Annotated in this window: 24 protein-coding genes and 1 other RNA gene; 21 read left to right on the top strand and 4 right to left on the bottom strand. The window is 41.9% G+C overall.

All coding sequences use genetic code 11. The features are described 5' to 3' along the window. Window positions 1-85 precede the first annotated feature (85 nt). From DFP80_RS19235 to recN, 7 genes are all read left to right on the top strand, one after another. Window positions 86-1,216: an ABC transporter substrate-binding protein gene (locus DFP80_RS19235; RefSeq protein WP_206610627.1), complete on the top strand. Its 1,131-nt coding sequence runs from the start codon at window positions 86-88 to the stop codon at window positions 1,214-1,216. Between the two features lie 14 nt (window positions 1,217-1,230). Beyond that, entirely contained in the window at window positions 1,231-2,133 is a 903-nt protein-coding gene (locus tag DFP80_RS19230; RefSeq protein WP_113918409.1) for an ABC transporter permease, read from the top strand. Further along, window positions 2,133-2,921 carry an ABC transporter permease gene (locus DFP80_RS19225; protein ID WP_113918408.1) on the top strand — a complete coding sequence of 263 codons (789 nt, stop codon included), beginning with the start codon at window positions 2,133-2,135 and terminating at the stop codon, window positions 2,919-2,921. The genes DFP80_RS19230 and DFP80_RS19225 overlap by 1 nt, the downstream gene beginning before the upstream one ends. A 24-nt stretch (window positions 2,922-2,945) precedes the next feature. Further along, window positions 2,946-4,016, top strand: coding sequence for an ABC transporter ATP-binding protein (locus DFP80_RS19220; RefSeq protein WP_113918407.1), 1,071 nt, complete (start codon window positions 2,946-2,948; stop codon window positions 4,014-4,016). Window positions 4,017-4,037: 21 nt separating this feature from the next. Further along, on the top strand, window positions 4,038-4,541 hold the full coding sequence (locus tag DFP80_RS19215) for a nucleoside deaminase (RefSeq protein WP_113918406.1): 504 nt from the start codon (window positions 4,038-4,040) through the stop codon (window positions 4,539-4,541). An 82-nt stretch (window positions 4,542-4,623) separates the two neighbouring features. Beyond that, window positions 4,624-5,289 (top strand): GntR family transcriptional regulator, encoded by a 666-nt coding sequence (locus DFP80_RS19210; protein WP_113918405.1) that lies wholly within the window; start codon window positions 4,624-4,626, stop codon window positions 5,287-5,289. A gap of 444 nt (window positions 5,290-5,733) precedes the next feature. Then, window positions 5,734-7,404 carry a DNA repair protein RecN gene (recN, locus tag DFP80_RS19205; RefSeq protein WP_113918404.1) on the top strand — a complete coding sequence of 557 codons (1,671 nt, stop codon included), beginning with the start codon at window positions 5,734-5,736 and terminating at the stop codon, window positions 7,402-7,404. Window positions 7,405-7,525: 121 nt separating this feature from the next. Here the strand turns inward: recN and fur are convergent, their stop codons facing one another. Then, complete coding sequence (gene fur / locus DFP80_RS19200) at window positions 7,526-7,936, bottom strand: ferric iron uptake transcriptional regulator (protein ID WP_113918403.1); 411 nt, start codon at window positions 7,934-7,936, stop codon at window positions 7,526-7,528. A gap of 69 nt (window positions 7,937-8,005) precedes the next feature. Here fur and DFP80_RS19195 point away from each other — a divergent pair, with 69 nt between their 5' ends. Beyond that, complete coding sequence (locus DFP80_RS19195; RefSeq protein ID WP_113918402.1) at window positions 8,006-8,323, top strand: outer membrane protein assembly factor BamE; 318 nt, start codon at window positions 8,006-8,008, stop codon at window positions 8,321-8,323. On the opposite strand, the gene DFP80_RS19190 is transcribed toward DFP80_RS19195, so the two are convergent. The 3 genes from DFP80_RS19190 to DFP80_RS19180 are packed head-to-tail and all read right to left on the bottom strand — an operon-like array spanning window position 8,320 to window position 10,397. Beyond that, the gene (locus DFP80_RS19190) at window positions 8,320-8,604 is read right to left on the bottom strand and encodes an RnfH family protein (RefSeq protein WP_113918401.1); all 285 of its coding nucleotides are present in this window, start codon (window positions 8,602-8,604) and stop codon (window positions 8,320-8,322) included. The genes DFP80_RS19195 and DFP80_RS19190 overlap by 4 nt on opposite strands. 1 nt (window position 8,605) lies before the next feature. Next, the gene (locus DFP80_RS19185; protein ID WP_113918400.1) at window positions 8,606-9,037 is read right to left on the bottom strand and encodes a type II toxin-antitoxin system RatA family toxin; all 432 of its coding nucleotides are present in this window, start codon (window positions 9,035-9,037) and stop codon (window positions 8,606-8,608) included. A 1-nt stretch (window position 9,038) separates the two neighbouring features. Further along, window positions 9,039-10,397: a sodium-dependent transporter gene (locus DFP80_RS19180; protein WP_113918399.1), complete on the bottom strand. Its 1,359-nt coding sequence runs from the start codon at window positions 10,395-10,397 to the stop codon at window positions 9,039-9,041. 181 nt (window positions 10,398-10,578) lie between these two features. On the opposite strand from DFP80_RS19180, the gene smpB reads away from it, so the two are divergent. The 13 genes from smpB (at window position 10,579) to DFP80_RS19110 (ending at window position 22,600) form a co-directional block, all read left to right on the top strand. Then, window positions 10,579-11,058 (top strand): SsrA-binding protein SmpB, encoded by a 480-nt coding sequence (gene smpB, locus DFP80_RS19175; protein ID WP_113918398.1) that lies wholly within the window; start codon window positions 10,579-10,581, stop codon window positions 11,056-11,058. Window positions 11,059-11,171: 113 nt separating this feature from the next. Next, window positions 11,172-11,533: a transfer-messenger RNA gene (gene ssrA, locus DFP80_RS19170) on the top strand. A 388-nt stretch (window positions 11,534-11,921) separates the two neighbouring features. Further along, the gene (locus DFP80_RS19165; protein ID WP_113918397.1) at window positions 11,922-12,602 is read left to right on the top strand and encodes a hypothetical protein; all 681 of its coding nucleotides are present in this window, start codon (window positions 11,922-11,924) and stop codon (window positions 12,600-12,602) included. Window positions 12,603-12,626: 24 nt separating this feature from the next. After that, window positions 12,627-12,881, top strand: a complete 255-nt coding sequence (locus DFP80_RS19160) for a hypothetical protein (RefSeq protein WP_113918396.1) — start codon at window positions 12,627-12,629, stop codon at window positions 12,879-12,881. A gap of 117 nt (window positions 12,882-12,998) precedes the next feature. Continuing rightward, window positions 12,999-13,508 (top strand): PBECR2 nuclease fold domain-containing protein, encoded by a 510-nt coding sequence (locus DFP80_RS20830; protein ID WP_206610626.1) that lies wholly within the window; start codon window positions 12,999-13,001, stop codon window positions 13,506-13,508. Window positions 13,509-13,914: 406 nt separating this feature from the next. Then, entirely contained in the window at window positions 13,915-14,562 is a 648-nt protein-coding gene (locus DFP80_RS19145; RefSeq protein ID WP_113918394.1) for a hypothetical protein, read from the top strand. Between the two features lie 290 nt (window positions 14,563-14,852). Next, complete coding sequence (locus tag DFP80_RS19140; RefSeq protein ID WP_113918393.1) at window positions 14,853-15,464, top strand: Yip1 family protein; 612 nt, start codon at window positions 14,853-14,855, stop codon at window positions 15,462-15,464. Between the two features lie 226 nt (window positions 15,465-15,690). Further along, on the top strand, window positions 15,691-16,779 hold the full coding sequence (locus DFP80_RS21020; protein WP_113918392.1) for a methyl-accepting chemotaxis protein: 1,089 nt from the start codon (window positions 15,691-15,693) through the stop codon (window positions 16,777-16,779). Window positions 16,780-17,179: 400 nt separating this feature from the next. Next, on the top strand, window positions 17,180-19,978 hold the full coding sequence (locus tag DFP80_RS19130; RefSeq protein ID WP_113918391.1) for a monovalent cation/H+ antiporter subunit A: 2,799 nt from the start codon (window positions 17,180-17,182) through the stop codon (window positions 19,976-19,978). Continuing rightward, complete coding sequence (locus DFP80_RS19125) at window positions 19,978-20,343, top strand: Na+/H+ antiporter subunit C (RefSeq protein WP_113918390.1); 366 nt, start codon at window positions 19,978-19,980, stop codon at window positions 20,341-20,343. Before DFP80_RS19130 ends, DFP80_RS19125 begins: the two co-directional genes overlap by 1 nt. Beyond that, a complete protein-coding gene (locus DFP80_RS19120) occupies window positions 20,344-21,855 on the top strand; it encodes a monovalent cation/H+ antiporter subunit D (protein WP_113918389.1) in 1,512 nt (503 codons plus the stop codon). Then, window positions 21,852-22,337 carry a Na+/H+ antiporter subunit E gene (locus DFP80_RS19115; RefSeq protein WP_113918388.1) on the top strand — a complete coding sequence of 162 codons (486 nt, stop codon included), beginning with the start codon at window positions 21,852-21,854 and terminating at the stop codon, window positions 22,335-22,337. Before DFP80_RS19120 ends, DFP80_RS19115 begins: the two co-directional genes overlap by 4 nt. Further along, complete coding sequence (locus tag DFP80_RS19110; RefSeq protein WP_113918387.1) at window positions 22,331-22,600, top strand: K+/H+ antiporter subunit F; 270 nt, start codon at window positions 22,331-22,333, stop codon at window positions 22,598-22,600. Before DFP80_RS19115 ends, DFP80_RS19110 begins: the two co-directional genes overlap by 7 nt. Window positions 22,601-22,607: the final 7 nt, after the last annotated feature.

Genomic DNA, 22,607 nt, shown 5'->3' with positions numbered 1-22,607 from the left:
CTACCTGTTTAAAAAGGAGTTTTAAACATTGGCATGCATTATGCTCCAATAAAAAAGTCCTAAACTGTATACAATGGTGTTCACAATGAAAAATTCAAAGATGAATGGCTGGTCCCGTAGAGACTTTATTAAAGCAGGTGCAGCAATGGGGGCAACAGCTGCTGTCGCACCTTACTCAAATTTTGCTTATTCCGATTCACCTAGAGTTCTGAACTATTTAGCTTGGCCAGGTAATGCAGACCCCTACCTAATAGCCGAGTTTGAAAAAGCTCACAATGTAAAGGTTAGAATAAAAGAATACGTTGGTGGTGATCAGATGCTGGCACTATTACATCAAGCACCGCCTGGTTCTTTTGATGTCGTTATGGCAGATGCAGAATATATGCATCTACTAAAAGAAGCAGACTTCCTTCAAAAACTTAATCCAGATGATTATCCGCTAGATGATTACTGGCCTGAATTCCAAGAGTTCCCACTACATTGGTTTGATGGTGACTTATATTCTGTCATGACCGATTTTGGCTACCTAGGGCTCTCTTATAACACCGAAGTGTTCCGCCCTGAAGAGGTTGAATCCTATGATGTTATGTTGAGTGATAAAGCAAAAGGCAAAGTTGGCTTCTTCGACTTTTACTTACCTTCAATGGGGTGTGTCAGCCTAGCAGCAGGAAACAAAACACCATTCGACTTATCCTTAGCAGAGTTTGACTTGCTGTCTAATAAATTAATGTCTTTAAGAGGACAGGCTTCTGGTTTCTACACTATTGCAGACATTTTTTCTTCCTTCTCTAACCGCCAAGCGACTTTAATACCTGGCATTGGTGAATGGATTACTTTAGGACTAAGAGAAAGCGGTGTCCCCGTTGATACCATAATTCCAAATGAAGGTGGCTTACAGTGGACTGAGTCCATGTCCATTTTAAAGTCCTCGCCTAAGCAAGATCTTGCTCGTAAGTTTATTCAATGGACAACATCACCTAAAGGGCAAGCGTTGATGGCTACGAAGCCTGACAACAAGAAAAGCATACCAAGCAAAGCTGGCTGGGAGTTATTAAATAAGACCATGCCAGATGAAGCAGAACTACTTCGTATGCAGCTCAACGCGCCTAATGTGATCGATGAGTTTAGAACGAAAAAAATTGCATACCGACAGTTACCTTCTAATCAGTCTATAGAAACATGGAATGATTTATGGACTGACTTTAAAAGCGCGTAACAAATGAGGGGATTATGAATAATTATTCGGATAATTTAGTCCTATCAAAAAACATATCAACAAAACCCTCAATTAAAGTTAGGAAAGGCCGCTGGTTTCCAGCGGCCTTAGCCCTTCCTCCTTTATTGTGGCAATTTATGTTTTTTGTGTTGCCTATGTTTTTTCTACTGGCTTTAACCTTTTGGGAAGTAAAATCCTACAAACCAGTTCCAGCTTTTGTGATGGATAATTGGATAAGAATTTTAGGGTCTAGTTCCTTCCAGAAAGCATTGGCCTACACAATTCAGATGTCTACCCTCAGCTCGATCATTACAATTATTATCGCGTTGCCGGCCGCATGCATCTTGGCATTTAGAATAAACAAGAAACACCAACCCATTTTAATCGCTTTATTAGTGGTACCTGTTTTTACTAGCTATGTATTACGTACCTATGCCTGGCAAGTAGTATTGAGTCCTCAAGGGTTAATTAATTGGGTATTTAGTCATTTAGGTGTTACTTCTATCGATATGCTAGGAGGCGCTTTTGCCTTGCAAATAGGCTACTTAACTCTATGTTTGCCTGTCGTTGTGTTGATTCTGACTTTTTCATTACTTGGCGTTGATCGAAGCCAGCTAGAAGCCGCTTCAAATTTAGGCTGTCGCCCACACCAAGTATTTTGGCATGTGCTACTTCCTTCAATTCGAAATGGCATTTTATTGGCGGTAACAACCGTATTTATGCTGACTTTCTCGGACTACATAGCTCCTTTATTATTGTCCGGCAGCAATCCTCCAACATTGAGTATCTTGATCGTCGATACGATTAAATCTGGCGCTCAATGGCCAAGGGCTGCGGTAATTGGCATTGTAATGATGCTTTTTATTGGTCTCGTATTATGGCTATCTCAATTGTTATCAAGCAAGGAGAAAAGATAATGCAGGCACGCTGTATCTATTTTTTAGAACGATTATATCTTCTTATAATATTTGGATTTATCGCGACTCCAATTACGATGATTGTATTATTCTCATTTAACAAAGACCGCTTCCCTGGCTTTCCTTGGTCAGGTTTTAGCCTTCGTTGGTATGAAGCTATTTTAAACGAACCCATGGTTATTGAGAGCGCTATAAACAGCATAACTGTTGGACTCTCAACCGCACTTGGGGCCACTATCATCGGCTTCTTAGCAGCTTATGTTGACTATCGTTATAAGTTTCGAGGTAAGACAGCTCTTAACCTAATCGTTGCCATACCACCCGCTATACCTCCAACGGTTATGGGCATCGCCCTACTCGCTTTCTTTGCTCGTATTGGTCTATTCGGCGAATTAAAGGCCATTGCCATTGCACACATTGCTATTGCGTCATCCTTTGCTATGGCTTTAATCAGCTTACGCTTAAAAGAGCTAGACACCTCAATAGAGTCTGCAGCTTGGAATTTAGGCGCTAGTCGACTACAAGGAATCGTTTTTGTTATTCTGCCCCACTGTCGTACTGCAATACTTGCAGCCTTCTTTTTGTCTTTTGCTGTCTCCTTTGACGAGTTCATGATCGCATGGTTTGTCGGCGGACTGAATGAAACGCTTCCTGTGCGAATCTTGAACTTATTGCAAGGACAAGTCAGTCCCCGAATCAATGCAATTGGAACCTTAGTGTTCGCACTTACTTTTAGCTTAGTAGCCAGCACACTCTGGCTGATGAAAAAGAAACAACCAACCACATAAACTCATTCTACATTGGAGCCAGGCATGAACGCTGCATTATTAAGTTTGAAAAATATTTCTATGGAATACTCGAATTTTATTGCTGTAGACGACTTAAATTTAGACATTAAAAAAGGGGAGTTTATCTCTTTAATGGGACCCAGTGGATGTGGTAAATCTACAACACTAAGAATGATGGCAGGGTTGGACAACCCAACATCTGGGGCGCTTTATTTAGATGGTGAATCCCAATTAGAAGTCCCGACAGAAAAGCGGGGAATGCCTATGGTTTGGCAAAACTTCGCATTGTTTCCGTTTCTCAATGTACAAAAAAACATTGAATTCCCACTAAAAATGCAAGGAGTGCCAAGCGAAGCTCGTTCAAAAAAAGCAGCGGAATGGATTGAACGTATGGGCCTAACCGAATTTGCCAAACGGAATATATCTCAACTATCTGGAGGCCAACGACAGCGAGTTGCCCTTGCTCGCGCACTTGTCACAGAGCCCAGAATATTACTACTAGATGAGCCATTAAGTGCATTAGACTCACACCTTAGAATCAAGATGCAAACGGAGCTAGTGCGTTTGCATAAGGAGCTAGGCATTACTTTCATATATGTCACTCATTCACAGTCAGAAGCCTTTACTATGTCTGATCGTGTTGTGATCATGAACCAAGGCAAGGTTCAGCAGATAGGAACGCCAAAACAAATTTATCGTGCGCCTAATAATGCTTTTGTCGCGGAATTCATAGGTATGAACAACCTAATACCTGGTGCGGTTCTTCGACTCGAAGATAAAACAGCTGAAATCAGAACTGATCTGGGTATATTTAAAGCTAGGTCTTTTGTCGGGGCTCAAAAAGACACTCCATCAAAACTAGTCATTGCAGCAGACTGTATCCACCTAGATGGCAGTGGAGAACAAAAGATCAGTGGCAAAATTAGTGGCGAAGAGTTTGTTGGTTCAGTAATTACCCTCTTTATTGAACTCAAAAATGGTCAAGAATTTAAAGTTCAAAAGCAGCAACACGAAGTTGAATCATTAAATTTAAAATACGGCGCAGATCTCACATTATCATGGAATGCAGAAAACGCATTTCTTTTAGCTTCTTGAGCCTAGGAGGAGAACCTACTTATGTATAAACAAGAATTCATGCTTAAAGCATTAGCATTATCCCAAGAAAGTGTGCATCACAAGCATGGTCAGCCTTTTGGGGCCGTAGTGGTAAAAGAAGGAAAAGTTGTGGGGGAAGGATACAACCAGGTTATCAGTAAACTGGATCCTACAGCTCATGGAGAAATTGAAGCAATAAGAGACGCTTGCCAAAAGTTGGATACTGTCAATCTGTCTGGGTGTCAGCTTTATACTTCATGTGAACCCTGCTCTATCTGTGTCGCAACAATGTATGTGGTGGGAATTGAGGCAATTTATTACGCATCCGATCTCACTTCTTGCACTAAGCATTTTAAACCTCTTGAAAACACCATCTATGAAAATGTTGATACGGATGACTTAAGAGAACAAGTGGGTATGCGAATAGAAGAAAGGCGCATTACCTCTTCCCAGCACGAATCAGAAGAAGCCTTAGTCATTATCAAAAACTGGGCCGAAAAAGCCGCTTTAGAAGAGTCAAATTAAATGGCTCTACTACTAAAAATAAAAACACGGTACTAAGTACTTTTGTACGTATCTTTATGGAAACACAAGTAATGGAAAATAAATGTCTAGCGATGTAGAAATTTACCAAAAAATTCTGAGTGCAATTGTCGAACATCAACTTCCACCTGGCGTTCGATTGCCTGAAGATAAACTATCTGAAGCGTTTGGAGTTAGCCGCACAGGTATACGTAAAGTTCTTCAGCGATTGGCTTTAGAACGTTTTGTGACAATACAAACCAACAAAGGTGCTCATGTAAGCAAACCCAGTGAAAAAGAGGCAAAAGAAGTATTTGCAAGTCGTATTCTATTAGAACCTCAACTTATCCAAGATGTGGTTTTAAATTGGGATGAAAACCTATCAACTCAATTTCGAGAGAAAGTGGAACAAGAAAGAATTGCTGATAGAGACAAAGATCTCGCAAGAGGAATACAGCTAACAGCACAATTTCATTACGAGTTAGCCAAGTTAGCAGATAACACAGTATTGGCAGATTTTATTGAGCAGCTATGTTATCGATCTTCTCTGGTTGTCGCTGCATATGGCTCTAAAAATAGTATCAGTTGTGAGTGCGGAGATCATGAAGAGCTCTTAAACTTACTCGATAAAGGGCAAGCCAAGGAGGCTAAAATATGGATGACACATCACTTAGAACACATTAGGAACTCACTTAGCCTAAACGCGACCTCGGATACCTCGATTAATTTCAAAACGCTATTTTCAAAATAGGACTCTTTAATGAAATTGCATCTAATAAATCCCAATACCAGCTAATTAATAACGAAAAAGATGTCAGAACTAGTCCAAGCCATAACTTGCCGATACAAATGTTATTGCCGTTCCAGCTACACATGGCTCGGCTAGTATTGAAAGTGCCTTTGATGATGTCATCGCTGACGCGACTTTATTAGGTACAATTAGACAAGGAAAGCAACGAGGAATTCGAACCGTTCAATAAACGTTTAGCAAATACCACATAGCTTAATAACAACTCATTATCTGCTTCGGCACTCATTTTATTAGGCACCAGCCACTACAATCAAGCTCTCTAAAAAGCACAAAAGAAGAGAAATAATTTGTTTCAGCACTTGTCAAAAAACAACCAACTACTGTATAAACAACCAAGTACTGTATAAATAACCATATAAATATTTTCTCTCTTTGGAGCACTCTATGCTGACCAGCATCGCTATTTCCAACTTCGCCATTGTTGAATCCCTAGAATTGGAATTCAAAAAAGGCATGACCGTGATCTCAGGTGAAACAGGAGCAGGTAAATCCATCATGGTGGACGCCTTATCACTTTGCTTAGGAGATCGCACTGATGCTGCCGTCGTACGACATGGGCAAAAAAGAGCAGACATTAGCGCCAGTTTTGATATTCAGCACTACCCACACGTCCATAAATGGTTGGAAGAAAGAGATCTAGAACACGATCAACACTGTATATTACGCCGTGTAATAAGTAAGGAAGGTCGTTCTAAGGCTTACATCAATGGTCGCCCTTGCACCCTAAGTGACCTCAAAGAAGTCGGCAGCCAACTGGTTGATATACATGGACAACACGAACATCAATCACTACTTAAAAAGAACGCCCAAAGACAACAGCTCGATGAATATGGCCGACTAACAGACTTGAGTAAAAAAGTCAGCCAGCAATACGCAATATGGCGACAACTGAAAGAAGAATTATCTGCTCAACAGAACCGCTCATCAGAACAAGATGCAAAAATTCAGCTGCTGTCTTATCAAGCACAAGAGCTACAACAGCTTGATCTAAAAGAAGGCGAAATCGAAGAACTAGAAAACGAGCAAGCCTTCTTATCGAACATTGCCGATTCACAATTCAAAGCCTACCAAGCCAGCGGCATCTTGATCGACAGCGACGAAGGCAATGTGTGTTCTTTATTACATCAAGCCATTAATAGCGCTAGCCAAATTCGTCCGTCTACCAAGGAACTAGAAAACGCGCTAGAAATGATGAATGTTGCTCTGATTCAGGCACAAGAAGCAGCCGACAGCTTGCATCATTATCAAGACACCCTAGAACAAAACCCAGAACGTCTTATGGATATTGAGCAGCGCCTATCTGATATCTACGATACAGCTCGTAAACATAGAACCTTACCGGAAGGGCTATTAGCGTTGCGAGAAAGTGTCGAAGCAGAACTGGATAGTCTACAAGGCAGTGAAGAAAGCTTAGAGTCTCTCAAAGAGAAAGAAGAGCAAGCCTATGAAAAGCTCACCGCACTTGCGACGACATTGACGGAAAAACGCATTATCGCCAAAGACGAATTGGCAAAAAAAGTCGAAGAACAAATACATGGACTGGGCATGCCACATGCGCGTTTCTTTATTCAATGCCAGCCACTCAATCAAGTCTCGGCAAACGGTTTTGAAGACATCGAATACATGATCGCATCCAACCCAGGTCAGCCCGCTCAGCCATTACGTAAAGTAGCCTCAGGCGGTGAGCTGTCACGCATTAGTTTAGGCATTCAGGTAGTAACCGCCCACACCTCAATTATTCCAACCTTAGTCTTTGACGAAGTAGACGTTGGTATAAGTGGAGGTATCGCAGAGGTAGTTGGTCGCATGCTGCGCTCTGTAGGCAAACGTGGGCAAGTATTCTGCGTTACCCATTTAGCGCAAGTAGCCGCTCAAGGTAATCAGCACCTTCGAGTCAGTAAACTGGTTGAAGACGAAGCAACATCTTCTCAAGTCGAGCTGCTAAAGGATCAAAACCGCACACAAGAAATCGCACGTCTACTAGGGGGATTAGAACTGACTGAACAAACTCTGGCTCACGCACGTGAAATGCTTGGCAACGTTCAATTACAGTAACATCACAGCACTAACGTCATTGGAAGAATAGCGATGCAAAGGCATCGTCATTAGAAAAATAAAAAGGGCCCTCATTCTGCATTTAGGCCCTTTCACTCATCCACTCTAGATAGATGAACGCTTATTTCTTCTTTGGACGCACATAGATAATCAAGCTATGGTCTTCAATATCAAAACCATGTTCTTCCGCGATTTCATGCTGGCGCTTTTCAATGATTGGATCAACAAATTCAATAACCTTGCCTGTTTCTAGACAAATCATATGATCGTGATGATCACCCTTCGCCAACTCAAAAACAGCCGTTCCCGCTTCGAAATGGTGACGCTGCACCAAACCTGCAGTTTCAAACTGAGTTAGCACACGGTAAACTGTCGCCAAACCAACATCTTCGCCTTGATCAAGCAGAGTGCGATAAACATCATCAGCACTCATATGGCGGTCGCCCGCACTCTCAAGGATTTGTAAAATTTTCACTCGAGGTAGGGTTACCTTGAGTCCCGCTTTTTTTAGCTCTTGATTTTCGCTAGTCATGAGTCATTCTCTATTCGATCTTGTTGATAATTACTTTATCATTAGCACACCAGAGTAAGGATAATACAAATGAAAAAATCAGTTTTAATTTTATGCGCAGCGCTTTCACTCAGCGCATGCAGTTTATTTCCACCACCATACAAGGTTCCAGTAACACAAGGAAACCTTGTAACGCAGGAACAACTATCTCAGTTACAAATCGGTATGTCTGAATCTCAGGTAACTTACCTACTGGGTAACCCAATGCTAAGAGATACCTTCAAGCCAAACGAATGGCATTACCTATATACCACTTTGTACGCAACACCAGAAACTCAAAAAAGCGATGCAAACGACCTAGTGCTAATTTTTAATGACGGTGTGTTAACACAAATCAAAAACAACTAATCTTTGGTTGTTTTTGCTGCACGGTTGGCTCTAGCTTGCTTAGGGTCAACCTTCAGCTCACGATACAACTCAACTCGTTCACCTTCTTTTAACGCTTGCTCGTCTGCATTTCGTACTGCCTTACCAAAAATGCCTACTTTAACTGTTTCTACATCCACGTCAGGAAAAAAAACATGAATATTAGAACGACGCACAGCATCTCGCACGGTACAACCTTCTTCAACGTCTAAAGCAATAATTTTTTGCTTCTCAGGCAAGGCATAAGCTACTTCAACTCTCATACTATTCACCGTATACCACTTTTGCACGCTTGCTAAAAGAATCCACCATTGTATTAGCTATCTGGCTAAAAACACCACCAAAGGCAAACTTCAGCATCCCGCTTAGTTCAAATTCAATACTCAGCATGATCTTACAACTTGTTGGAGACAGTTCAACAAAAGTCCAAACGCCATGCAAACTCTTAAAAGGCCCTTTAACCAAGGTCATTTCTATACGACTAAACTCTTCCAAAAAATTTTTTGTCGTAAAAGATTGTCGTACTGGTCCTTTGCCGACCTCCAAAGACGCCACAATCTCCGTTGGCGTTTTCGAAATTAATGTTGAATTCAAACAGCCAGGTAAAAATTCAGGATAACCGTCGATATCATTAACCAAGGCAAACATTTGCTCGCAACTGTAATTAACGTGTGCAAAGCGTTCTATATGACTCAAACTACACCCCTATCCAGCCAGCAAGAGTAATCACAATCATTGCTGGAATACTTATGTATTTCAATGCCTTGTACCACCATTGAAAATGATTTGCCTGCTTTGTTATCATCTCATTTTGCAACATAGAGTGTGGGATAAACCAAGCCACCAACACTGACAGCAAAATTGCCCCCACCGGCAAAAGAATCAAAGACGTAACTTCATCTAGCAATTCAAAGAAATTCAGCCCGAATACAATTTTGCTGTCCCAATGATTAAAAGACAACAACACTGCAATACCCACAAACCAAACAGCAATCCCCATAAATAACGCCGCTTTTAATCGTGCGATATAAAATTTTTCATGCAACCAAGCAACAAACAATTCTAACATGGATATCGCCGATGTCAGAGCCGCTACCACCAACAATAAAAAGAACACACCCGCAAAAAATTGACCACCAAGCAAACCACCAAAAATGATAGGCAAGGAAACAAAGGTCAAACTCGGTCCAGCTTCAACATCAATATTAAACGAGAACACCAATGGGAAAATGACCAAACCGGCCAAAATAGCCACCAGCAAATCCACACCAACAACAATACTACAAGCTCGGGCAATCGACATTCGCTTACTCATATAAGCGCCATAGGCGAACATAGCGCCCATCCCGACACTCAAACTAAACAAAGCCAGCCCAACCGCGGACAAAACAACCTCAAAGGTTATATCCTGCCAAGACCAGCGAAACATAAAGCTCAGTGCTTCCTTCATATTTCCGATGGTCATTGAATAAAACGCCAACAACAGCAAGGTCACCACCAAAACAGGCAACAAAACCCGCACCACGGCAGACAAACCACGAGTAACCGACTGCCCAACCGTTAACACTACTAATGCCATAAAAACAGAATGCCATAAAAGCATTTCTGTTGGCGTGGCTAACAAAGTATCAAACATATTGGTCGCGCCAACTTGCGTAATACCTTTAAAATCGCCAGACACGGCACGATCTAAATAAGCAAGAGACCAACCAGCAATCACACTGTAAAAGGTCAGAATCAAAAAACCTGTCACACCCGCCAACCAAGGCACAAATACCCAAGCAGAATGAACAATACGACGTTCACTTAAATCATTTACCGTATCGATTGGGTTAGAACGAACCGTACGCCCCAAAGCTACTTCCGCCATTAAGACAGGCAAACCAACGAGCAACAAACACAAACAATACACAAACAAAAATGCACCGCCACCATTTTGCCCGAGCATATAAGGAAACTTCCAAATATTCCCCAATCCCACCGCCGATCCACTGGCCGCAAAAATAAATATCCACGGACTTGACCAGATACCTTGTAAACATCGACTTTCAGGCATAAATTTAGGCTCTAAATACACAAGATGTGTTTAAGGATAGGAATAAAACGCAAACGTGGCCAACACATCCGCGTAACCTAACCTGACAAATTAATTAACAAGTGCGAATTTTCTAACATTCAGGCGCATACCTCAAGAAAAGCATAGGTTTTTGCCACTATCGACCGTATAATTTCCAACTATGAGTAAAGTAAAGAAAAAATCCACCAGCACGGGCACCATCGCGCTTAATAAACGTGCCAAATACGACTACTTTGTCGACCAGAAGTTCGAAGCCGGTTTGGTTTTATCTGGTTGGGAAGTAAAAAGCCTGCGCGAAGGCAAAGCCCAATTAGTAGACTCCTTCGTCATCATTCACCAAAACGAAGCGTGGCTCGTCGGTGCGCGTATTACGCCACTGCTTAGCGCCTCAACGCATGTCGTTTGTGAACCGATGCGACAACGCAAATTGCTATTAAACCGCAAAGAGCTTGACCGGATCATCCAAGTCACCGAGCAAAAAGGCAAAACCTGTGCGGCCATGGCGCTGTACTGGAAAGGCAACAAGATAAAATGCGAAGTCGCCTTGGTAACCGGTAAAAAAGAACACGATAAACGTGATACCGAACGTGATCGTGACTGGTCAAGAGACAAAGAACGACTAATGAAACACAGTGCTTAGTCTTTAATATTCATAGGCTATACTTAATAGCGTATGAATATGAACACACTAAGCATTTCAGCGTTATCTCTAGCGTAAGCACATTGTTTGCGATAGACTAGCGTTACCTTTTTGGGGGCGACATGGTTTCGACGTCGGTTACAAACCCAAAGGTGCATGTCGAGAGTGATGCGTGATCTCGTAAATCCCCCGCATCAATTTTATAGTCGCAAACGACGAAAACTACGCTTTAGCAGCCTAAACCGCTGCTAGTGTGCTGCCCTCAGGTTGCTTGTAGCCAGAGATTCTGCAGTATCATAAATTACAAGATGCTAACTGATGCCCTGCCTAGGGATAAGGTTCTAAGATTAAGTAGGCTCGCCATTAACACCCTGTCCTTCGGGCGGTTCGTGGTCAAATAATAGAAGTGACTATGCATGTAGAGCCGATGGCAGAGGACTGACGGACGGGGGTTCGACCCCCCCCGCCTCCACCAATTAAAGGCTTGATTTTAAAAGGGTTTGCACTTTTTAAAATGAAGTCGACCCACAAACGACACACTGTTTGTGAGTCATATAAAAAACCACCTTCGGGTGGTTTTTTATTGCCTAAAATTCACCTGCGCTGATCCTCCTCATAAAAACCACCCAACTATCTCTAGCCACGCACTGAAAACAGCGACTCCTACAGAGAAAACCTTTACACTTTTCAAAATTGCTCATCAGCGACTGCAAAAACAGTTAGACGGCTTGGTTGCTATCACGTCCGACAACAAGAACTACCGAGACATGACAATCCCCGCTCAAGACTTGAGCAAAATTAAAATAATTGGCCGCGTTGTGTGATCAGGCCATCCGATGATTTAACCGGAAGAGAGAAAAATAATGAAATCAAAAATTAAAGAAAACTATAGAGATACATATACCGTCGCCTTGGCAACAGGGGCTTACCTTGCCGTAATATGCTTAACATTCGATAAACAGATTAGAAGTTTATCCGAAGAGAATGCGGCTGCAATAGGAAGCTTTTTAGGCGGGATCTTTGCACCTTTAGCATTCTTTATTCTTCTTGCTCAGTTCGCCACTTCTCAAGCAAACACAAGAAATGACATAAAAAAAGACAGGGAAAGGGAAGACGAAAAAAAACGCATAGCGCAGCCAATTTTCAAAATTAATAAAATAAAATACCGATATAAAGAAATACCATCTGATTCCTTTATACCTAGAAGTGAAGAACTTAAATGGAAAAAATCAAATAAAATCGAATTCGAATTTAAAAACATAGGAAAAAATGCAAGAAACATAAATATTGAATTAATATCTAAACCTGATTTAAATTACTTAATTGAACTCGAAGAAACATTAGATTATTCAGAAAAGAAAGAAATAATAAAAGAAATTCCTGAAATATTAATAAACACACAATACATTGAAGTAAAAATACATTATTTAGATATCAATAATGAAATTAATTTTCAAGCTTTTTCGGCAAGCCTTTGTATAAACACGTCAACAAAAACACTTGATAGCAAGGTCATCACAACATCAAATTCTTTCGAAAAATAAAATCACTCTGAAGGAGTTATTTCTATGTCAATCAAGAAAATAAACTCTGGCTACGAAGTCCGCTTTCGCGTCAATGGTCGCGGTAGTCGTGCACACAAAAAGGTGTTTCCCACTAAAGCCGAATGTGAGCGATTCCAGCGCTATATCATTGCTCAGTTTGAAACCCAAGCCGATGCAAAACTATTGTTAGAAAAGTCTAATACATGCACCACCTATCTGAACGAGTGGGTTTATAAAATGATACTACCGATTTTTAGAACGTCACTTCTTGTGGCCTAAACACCATTGTAGCCATATAAAAATGACCATGAGATACTAGTTTTTTTCGCTTAAATCTATTTTAAGGAAAAAGTAGATTCAAATCCTTCATCAGCCTACTAAGGAAAATGGTTTTTAATGTCCAAGCGTGACAAATCACAATCTCAATGGAATGAATTAGGGCTAGATGACCTTAGATCATTAGAACCCGAGCAACGCCTTCCTTGCCCAGGGCTGGTAAATGCCGCTCATGATTTTGATTCCGCATTCCAAATTTTACTGGAAGCATTCAGCCTAGAAAGCGACTTAGACTCAATTAAGTTAGAAGCACAACATATTGGCTTAATTGATATAAAAGGAAATGATCTAAAGCACATAGTCGAAAAAAGAAGTGATGCAAGAGAGCGCTTCGTTTACTACGCCCTAACAACAATACAAGATCCCTTCGAGATCTGGTTGTCAGATTATGAAGATAGAACGCAAAGGTTTCAACTTATCGGCACTTTTGAATCTAGAGCTCAAATGCTTGTGGTAATTGCTAAGTATGAAAATCAGACTCTGTGGAACTTTATGCACACCGAAGCTAAAAAACTAAACAAACACCGATGTGGCAAACTGATTTTCCAAAGAAAAAGGGTAATAGCATAAACTATTACCCTTTCAAAATTTAAGCCCTAATTATCCATGGGCAATGGAGAAAGGTCGCACCCTGACACAGACACTTACTTATCTATGGGGTTCTTCCACAAGTTATAGGCAGTAAGGCCAACTTGCTTCTCGCTTCCAACACTTATACTACTGACTGGCCCGTCAACATTGAAATAGATTCTTCCTACTAAAGACCTTAAAGACATTCTAAGACACTATGAGATGCTTAGTGAGCACTAAAATAGAATATCCAAAACCTCCCTCAATGCCATCACTTAACTCCCACTTTAAAGTAAGGTTTTTGAAAAACACGTGGAAAATAGAGAGCAAATCTCGGCTTTGTTCGCTATCTGTGTTTTTATGCTTGTTGGATAATTGTTTTTGATACGCAATGGAGAACGCGACCATGAGGCTTTTCACTTTTTTTGTGCTGTTTTCGGCTCTTCTTTCAGGCTGTTCGTCGAATGTGAAGTTGGCAGGGCAAAATGTCAGTAATGTTGACGCCAGTGTAGACATCGATAAATCGGCTGCGATTGTAGTGGTCTCCAGTAAAGATGGCGATCAACTGACCAATAAGCGTTATATTTCCGATATTATCAGCGCCTTGAAAGAGCGTGGCTTTACTGATGTTTCCGACTCGCAAAGCAACCCAGCTTATCAGTTGGCAATAAATTTTACGTCAGAAGAGACGATCGAAACGAAGCAAGTTCCTGTGTTTAATAACGACAGAAATATTCCTTATACTGTTTGTCGCAGAAACCCTATCACAAACGCTCGAACCTGTGTCACACGCTATCGTCAATTTATGGAACCCATCGTTAGCGGTTACGATAAGGTAGAAACACCTACGAAGGTTTATACTTTTCAGTACAAGTTGACGGATAAGAAAAACAATCTGATTTTAGACTCTAGCAATACTGTGGTTCATCCGGATTGCTCCAAGTGGAAAATGTTTGAGTTCTTGGCAAAAAATTCGATTGCCCAAGCCAATTTCAATGACCCAGTCGACAAACCTTACGCGGTGGAAATGAAAGAAGACTATAACTGCCAATAAAGTTTTCAAATTAAGATTTAAAACAATTAAAAACAACGAGTTATATAAATTCCATCAAGCTCGTTGTTTTTCCAACAATTATTATGTTCTTTCTATTCCAATGTCTAAGATGTTCTATTTACTCCCAAATAATCTTAGCAACCGCTCATTTATAAGAAAACGTTATCATCTTTTCAGCCTCTTTCTGCGTATCCATCTATACTGTGTATAAGCCACTTTTGTTTGGGCGTGGCTGTATCAGGACTTTTTCCAAATTCATTATGCTCACACTGTGAGGCAAGGGGGAATCCATGATCAATCATGTTTGGGGTCTTATTCATCATCCAGATAAAGAATGGCGCGAAATAAATAAGGAGCATGAATCGGTAAGTCATCTGTATTTACACCATGTTCTTTGGATGGCCGCTATTCCAGTTATTAGTACTTTTATTGGCACAACGCAATTTGGTTGGACGTTCGGAGGAGAAGAAGCAATCAAGGTATCTTTTATGGATGGCCTTGGTTTAGGTGCGTTGTTTTACGCGCTGATTTTGGTCGCTGTGGCGATGGTAGGTAGTTTGATTCATTGGATGGCACGAAACTTCCCTAATCGCCCTTCACGCCATGAATGCATTGTTTTTGCCGGTTACATAGCCACTCCGATGTTTTTGAGTGGTATTTTTGCTATTTATCCGGTCATTTGGCTATGTTTGCTCGCTTGTGTGGCTGGCGTTGTTTATACGGGTTATTTGTTGTATCGCGGCACACCAAGCTTCTTAGGCATCAGTCATAAGCAAGGCTTCATTCTTTCCAGCACAACACTTGGTGTGGGCGTTTTAGTATTAGAAGCTTTATTGGCTGCGGTAGTACTACTTTGGAGCTTAGGTTCTGAGCACAGTATTGTGTGGCAATTCTTCCAGTAAGCAAAACATTCCAGCCATTTAGTTATGGGCTTAAAGTGCACCACCTACTTATTCTAGGTGGTGCACTAGTCCAAACTTAGCAACCTAAACACTACGCAGTTTACAATTCTCCAACAAACTTCCCGCCTTTTATTGATAACTCTCACAAACTAAAGATTTCTTGTTAGATACACTACCAATTCAACATCAATACTTTTTACCTATGCTTGGATCGGGTCTCTTTTTTATGCTTTTCAATTCTGAATTAAAACAACAAACAAAAACACTGACACAACAACTCGAAATAGAGCGGGCATCCCACAAACTCAGTTTAGAAACAATACAAGCTGAGCTTGATTCAGTAAAAGCAAAGTTACACCAATTCAAAAGCCACTCGATAGACAATGTAGAACTCATTCGCTATCAACTGCGTGGTGGAGAAATGCTTAATTCTATTCGCTTTGGATTAGCAGATAGCGCCCAAAACTTAATTGAAGAGCGTGTTGCCTTATCAAAGTTAGACGATGTATTCAGTGAAACGAGAGTTGCGTTAAATCACTTAAGCGAGCGCGCAAGCCGAATCAATGAACAAGCTTCTGACAGCATGGAAGCGGCCAACGTGCTTGATAAAACCGCAAATGGCATTAGCCAACTGGTTTCAAGCATTCAAGAAATATCCTCTCAAACGAACCTACTTGCACTGAACGCCGCGATTGAAGCCGCTAGAGCCGGATCGGCTGGCCGTGGTTTTGCGGTAGTCGCCGATGAAGTTAGAAATTTAGCAGGAAAGACTCATGGCGCAAGTGAGCAGGTAGAGGCATTAGTGAAACAGGTTATCGTTCAAACCGAGCAAATTAAAAATATGGTTAAGCAAAACCAAATCAGTGCGGTGGATATTTCTTCATCATCGGTGCAAATCGATAAAGTCGTTGATGATGTTATTGCTCGTTCAAATCATATGCAGGGAGTCATTAGTGTGGCCGCAACACATTCATTCTTAAATACGGTGAAATTAGATCATGCGGTCTGGAAAAATGATGTCTATAACCGTATTGATAAAAAGCAATTCAATGAAGAGGTCAACCTGCACACGGAATGTAGATTAGGAAAATGGTATTACGAGGGTTACGGCAGCCGACACTTCCAGCAATCGCCAAATTTCAAAGCCATTGAAACACCACATAGGACAGTGCATGAGTCCGGCAGAATGGCACTAAAAGCAGCCCAAGCAGAGAATACGAAAGAAATGCTAGTTCAACTAGATAAAATGGAAATAGCTAGCCTAGAAGTCGTCGTACACATAGAAAGTCTGATGGAAGAAGTAAAGCATACTTAATCTTTTCCAAATCCATTATATAGAGCTCATCGAAAAGTTTTTTATTCATGAGCTCTATATAATACAACTCGTTACTTTCAAGTTCCTTCGCGGTAACTTAACCGCCACTGACTAAACTCAAATAACCAATAAAACCTGTTTCAAAGGAACTTTTCTGGGGTTTAGCGCTCTTATTGCTCGGCTCTATGAAAACAAATCGATACTATTTTTTTGCTGTAAAAACAGTTTTAGCCTATTGATTAGATTGGTAAAAGGCTATGCTTACAGGGCAGCTACTCTGTCAGTTTGAAGAGTAAACAATGTTGAACAACCACACTTAGAGAACGATTGTTAGGATAACAACCATGCTCGCACAGCACATTCATATTATATTATGGCTTACTAGAAAGGAGTTTTGCCTTTGAGTTCACTTATCTGGCTACCTTTTCTTCCTTTATTAGGTACGTTAATCCCACTTGTTACCGCTCGCTTTAGTCGCACAGCTTGTGCGTTCATGACAGCAGCATTACCAGCCCTAACTCTCTTTTTAGTTCTTTCCCATGCTGGTGATATTTTCCAAGGGGAGCGTTTTTTCGCGGCCATTCCTTGGATACCAGCCATAGGCTTAGAACTTGCCTTCCGTTTAGATGGTTTGGCATTGCTGTTCTCTATTTTGATTCTGGGCATAGGCTTACTGGTTATTCTGTATGCCCGCTACTATTTATCAGCGAAAGATTCGATTGGTAAGTTTTACGCTTACCTGATCCTCTTCATGTTTGCCATGCTCGGCGTAGTGCTGTCTGATAACTTGATTCAGCTTTGGTTTTTTTGGGAATTGACCAGTATTAGCTCCTTCTTATTGATCAGTTTCTGGGGGCACAAAACGGAAGCGCGGAAAGGCGCAAGAATGGCACTAACGGTTACTGGTGCTGGCGGTTTGGCCTTGTTAGCCGGTTTGCTAATTTTAGGTAATACAGTTGGCAGCTTTAGCCTTCAAGATGTTTTAGACAGTGGCGAGTTAATCAAAGCCAGTGTGAATTATCCGATTATTGTTGTGTTAGTTCTACTGGGTGCTTTTACAAAATCAGCGCAGTTTCCTTTTCATTTTTGGCTGCCTAATGCCATGGCGGCACCGACTCCCGTAAGCGCGTATCTACATTCTGCGACTATGGTAAAAGCCGGTATTTTCTTAATGGCACGTTTTTATCCCGCGCTTGCTGATACAGATCTTTGGTTCTTGATTGTTAGCCTGACAGGTTTAGCAACCTTTCTTGTCGGTGCTTACATCGCCATTTTCCAACATGACTTAAAAGGGTTATTGGCGAACTCAACCATCAGTCATTTGGGCTTGATTACCTTATTGCTCGGTATGGGAACGGACTTAGCGGCAGTCGCTGCCATCTTCCATATCATCAACCACGCAATATTCAAAGCGTCTTTATTTATGGCGGCCGGCATCATTGATCATGAGTCAGGCTCACGAGATATGCGTCAGTTAAACGGTCTCTGGAAATACATGCCTTATACGGCAACATTGGCTATGGTGGCTTCCGCTTCTATGGCGGGCGTTCCTTTGATGAATGGTTTCTTGTCGAAAGAGATGTTCTTCACCGAAACCTTACATCAGGCATCCCTTGGTTCATTGTCTTGGTTCATCCCAGTATTAGCCACCTTAGGCGGCGTGTTTGCTGTGGCTTACTCTATGCGCTTTATCCATGACGTGTTCTTTAATGGTGAGCCTATCAACTTACCTAAAACGCCCCATGAGCCGCCTCGTTACATGCGGGTACCAGTAGAGATTTTAGTTGCTCTTTGTCTAGTGGTCGGCATATTCCCAAGTTTAGTGGTTGGCGACCTGCTGCTTGCTGCGGCAAACGCGACCTTAAATGCTCCTGCGCCAAACTATAGCCTTGCGATTTGGCATGGTTTTAATTTCCCACTACTAATGAGTGTGATCGCTTTAGTTGGCGGCTTATACATGTATCACAACCGATCTCACATGTTTAAGTTTCAGGCTCAGTTTCCAACCAGCGACCCTAAATTGGTATTTGAGGGCGTTATCCAATACCTAACGAATAAGGCAAGCCGCATCATTGCTTTCACTGAAAATGGTTCGCTACAACGCTACATTTTCTTTGTATTAGCTTTTGCCATTGTGATGACCGCCTCTACTTTAATGAAGCTAAACACCACAGCAGGGCATCGTCCTGAGATTCCTCTTGATGCATTATCTATTACTTGTGCAGTGTTATTATGTGTTTCAGCCTTAGCCACTGTACTGTGGCACAGAAGACGAGTTATCGCCTTGTTAACTCTGTCTGTTGTGGGTTTGATTGTCTCTTTGGCATTCGCTCAGTTTTCAGCACCAGATTTGGCGCTTACTCAATTATCTGTTGAAGTGGTCACCGTAATCTTGTTGATATTGGCGCTGTTCTTTTTGCCACAAAATACGCCGAAAGAATCGTCGCCTCGTCGCGTGGTTCGAGACTTAAGTCTCGCATCCTTAATTGGTGGCGTCGTTGGCACAATCTCTTATGCCTTAATGACTCGCCCTCTTGATACTATTTCGACCTTTTTTACCGAAAATAGTAAAACCGGTGGTGGCGGGACCAATATTGTTAATGTGATTTTGGTGGATTTCCGGGGGTTCGATACGCTTGGTGAAATCACTGTGCTAGGTATTGCCGCATTAGGAATTTATAAATTGATCGCTAGAATGCGCCTATTTATGCCATCCAGCGATGGTAATGGCTTAGCTTGGTCAGAAGACAGGCACCCTATTCTGTTAGCGGTCATCTCTCAGAGTTTATTGCCATTAGCACTTTTGGTTTCTGCCTATATTTTCTTACGTGGACACAATATGCCAGGCGGTGGTTTTATCGCAGGTTTGATTACATCCGTCGCTATTATCCAGCAGTATGTGGCGCACGGTGTTGACTGGATTAAGACTCGTATCAAATTGGATTATCAAATCATGATTGGTTCAGGTATTGGTATTGCGACACTAAGTGGTTTAGGTAGTTGGGTCTTTGGTCACACCTTTTTATCATCTTGGTTTGATTATTTTTATTTACCCGTCATTGGCAAATTCGAGTTAGCGAGTGCCATGATTTTTGATCTTGGTGTTTTCCTCACGGTAGTTGGTGCAACTATGTTGATTCTGGCCAATCTAGGTCAATTGACCACCAGTGAGCGTCCTATTCAAAAGGAGCATGATTAATGGAAGGTTTGTACGCGTTTTGCGTTGGTTTATTAACCGCCTGCGGAATTTTTCTTGCGTTACGAGGCCGCACTTTCTCGGTGGTGATCGGTTTAACTTTATTGTCCTACGCAGTGAACTTGTTTTTGTTTGCTAGCGGTAGACTCAAACTCAATGCGGCAGCAGTGCTGGGGGAGTCAGAGCAATATAGTGACCCGCTTCCTCAAGCCTTGGTATTAACAGCCATTGTTATTGGATTTGCTATGACAGCATTCGCCGTGATTTTAGCGATGCGAGCACGTGCTGACTTGGGTAACGATCACGTTGATGGTACTTTGCCAGTGCAACCGAGCGATGCTTCACAGAAATCAGGAGGGAGCCAATAAATGCAGCACCTAAGCATTTTTCCCATTCTGATTCCTTTATTATTTGGCGCCATTATGCTGTTGCCACCGATATCTCGTGATATCAATTCGCAGCGCATTACGTCCATTGTTGGCACCTTATTTTTACTGATTTCGTCAGCCATTCTGTTGTACAAAATAAATGCTGAAGGCGTTCAACTTTATGCCTTAGGCGGCTGGCAAGCACCTTTTGGCATTGCATTAGTGGCGGATAAAGTATCTAGCCTTCTGGTGCTATTAACGGCCTTTTTAGCATTCTGCGTAATGCTCTATGCTGTCGCAGGGCAAGACAAAGGTGGCGCGTATTTCCACCCTTTGTTTATGTTCCAAATTATGGGCATTAATGGTGCTTTTTTAACAGGCGACATTTTTAACTTATTCGTCTTTTTCGAAGTCTTGTTGATCGCGTCCTATGCACTGTTAATCCATGCCGGCGGTAAGCAGAAAACACAGGCCACCTTGCACTATGTCATTCTTAACCTTGTAGGCTCTAGCCTCTTCTTATTCGGCCTTGGCATTTTGTATGGCACGCTTGGCACGCTGAATATGGCAGACATGGCAATTAAAGTTGGTCAACTACAAGGTGAAACAGCGACACTAGCCAAAACTGGCGCCTTGTTATTATTGGTTGTATTTGGCTTAAAAGCGGCCATGCTACCTATGCACTTTTGGTTGCCGAAAACCTACGCCAGTGCCAGTGCACCGGTCGCGGCGCTATTTGCCATTATGACCAAGGTGGGAATTTACAGTATTTTCCGTGTTTATACGGTTATTTTCGGTGAACATGCTGGCGAACTAGCAAATATTGCCACTCCTTGGTTATGGCCAATGGCTTTGTTAACCATCACAATTGGGAGCATCGGAGTATTCGCTAGCCCTGGAATCAAAACGCTCAGCGCGAATTTAGTCATTATATCCAGTGGTAGCTTACTCGCTTGTGCAGCAATCAATTCAGAAGCGGCCACCTCCGCAGCTCTGTATTATATGCTACATAGTACTTTGGCATCAGCAGGATTATTTTTGCTCGCTGATGTTATGACTCGTCAGCGCGGCAAAGCAGAGGATCGTTTTGTGCGTTCACGTCCTTTTGTTCAACCTAGATTACTTGGTTTTGCATTTGCTATTTCGGCACTAGCATTAATCGGCATGCCGCCATTATCAGGTTTTGTTGGCAAGATCATGATTTTGCAAGCAACGCAGTCTTCTGCACAAACTATGTGGGTTTGGCCGCTAATTCTCATCGGCAGTTTAGCGGCACTAATCACCTTCTCAAGAGCGGGGACTACGCTGTTCTGGCGCCACAATGGCAGTACGGCAGCGGAAGCCGAACCGGCTAAGAAAGCTGAAATAATGAGTATTGCGCTCCTGTTGCTCGCCTCGCCCATTTTAGTATTGTTCGGTGGTGTTATCAGTGAATTTACATTACAAGCCGCACAACACCTTCATGATATTCAAGCTTCTGCTTATGCATTATTACCAGGAGTAGCCCAATGAAGTTATTCCCTATGCCATTTCACAGCCTATTGCTGTTTGTAGTTTGGTTATTGTTGAACAATTCAGTGAGTGCTGGCCATATAGTGTTAGCCGCGTTTTTTGCTATCACCATTCCTTTGCTGGTGAACGGCATGCGTGATGAGCATCCGAAGATTCTTAAACCTTGGTTAGCAATACGTTACGTTCTTATGGTGTTAAAAGATATTTTGACTGCCAATGTGGAAGTGGCCTTGCTGATTATTGGCCCAATCAAGAAGCTAACACCAGGCTTTGTCGCGATTCCAATCAATATAGACTCTGACTTAGGAATCACGATTCTAGCCAGTACTGTATCGCTGACGCCTGGAACAGTCAGCGCTGAAGTATCGAAAGACAAAGCGTGGTTATATGTTCATTCACTTCACCTAGATGACGAAGCCGAACTAATTAAATCGGTTAAACAACGTTATGAGAAGCCGATCAAGGAGATTTTTGGATGCTAAAGGTAACCATCACCATAGTGGCGGTGTGTATTTGCATCGCGCTGATTTTGAACTTATGGCGTCTCTTAAAAGGCCCAACTATCTCAGACCGAATCCTGGCGTTAGATACCATGTATATCAACGCCATCGCACTGATTTTGCTATACGGCATTTATGTGGAAAGCGCATTGTATTTTGAAGCGGCGCTATTAATTGCCATGCTCGGCTTTGTTAGCACTGCTGCTCTGTGTAAGTATTTACTTCGCGGCGACATCATAGAATAAGGATCAG

The organism is Marinomonas rhizomae (genome assembly GCF_003315485.1).
GTDB lineage: Bacteria > Pseudomonadota > Gammaproteobacteria > Pseudomonadales > Marinomonadaceae > Marinomonas > Marinomonas rhizomae.
The sequence above is the reverse complement of the archived record's forward strand: the minus strand, read 5'-3'. Positions and strand labels throughout refer to the sequence as shown.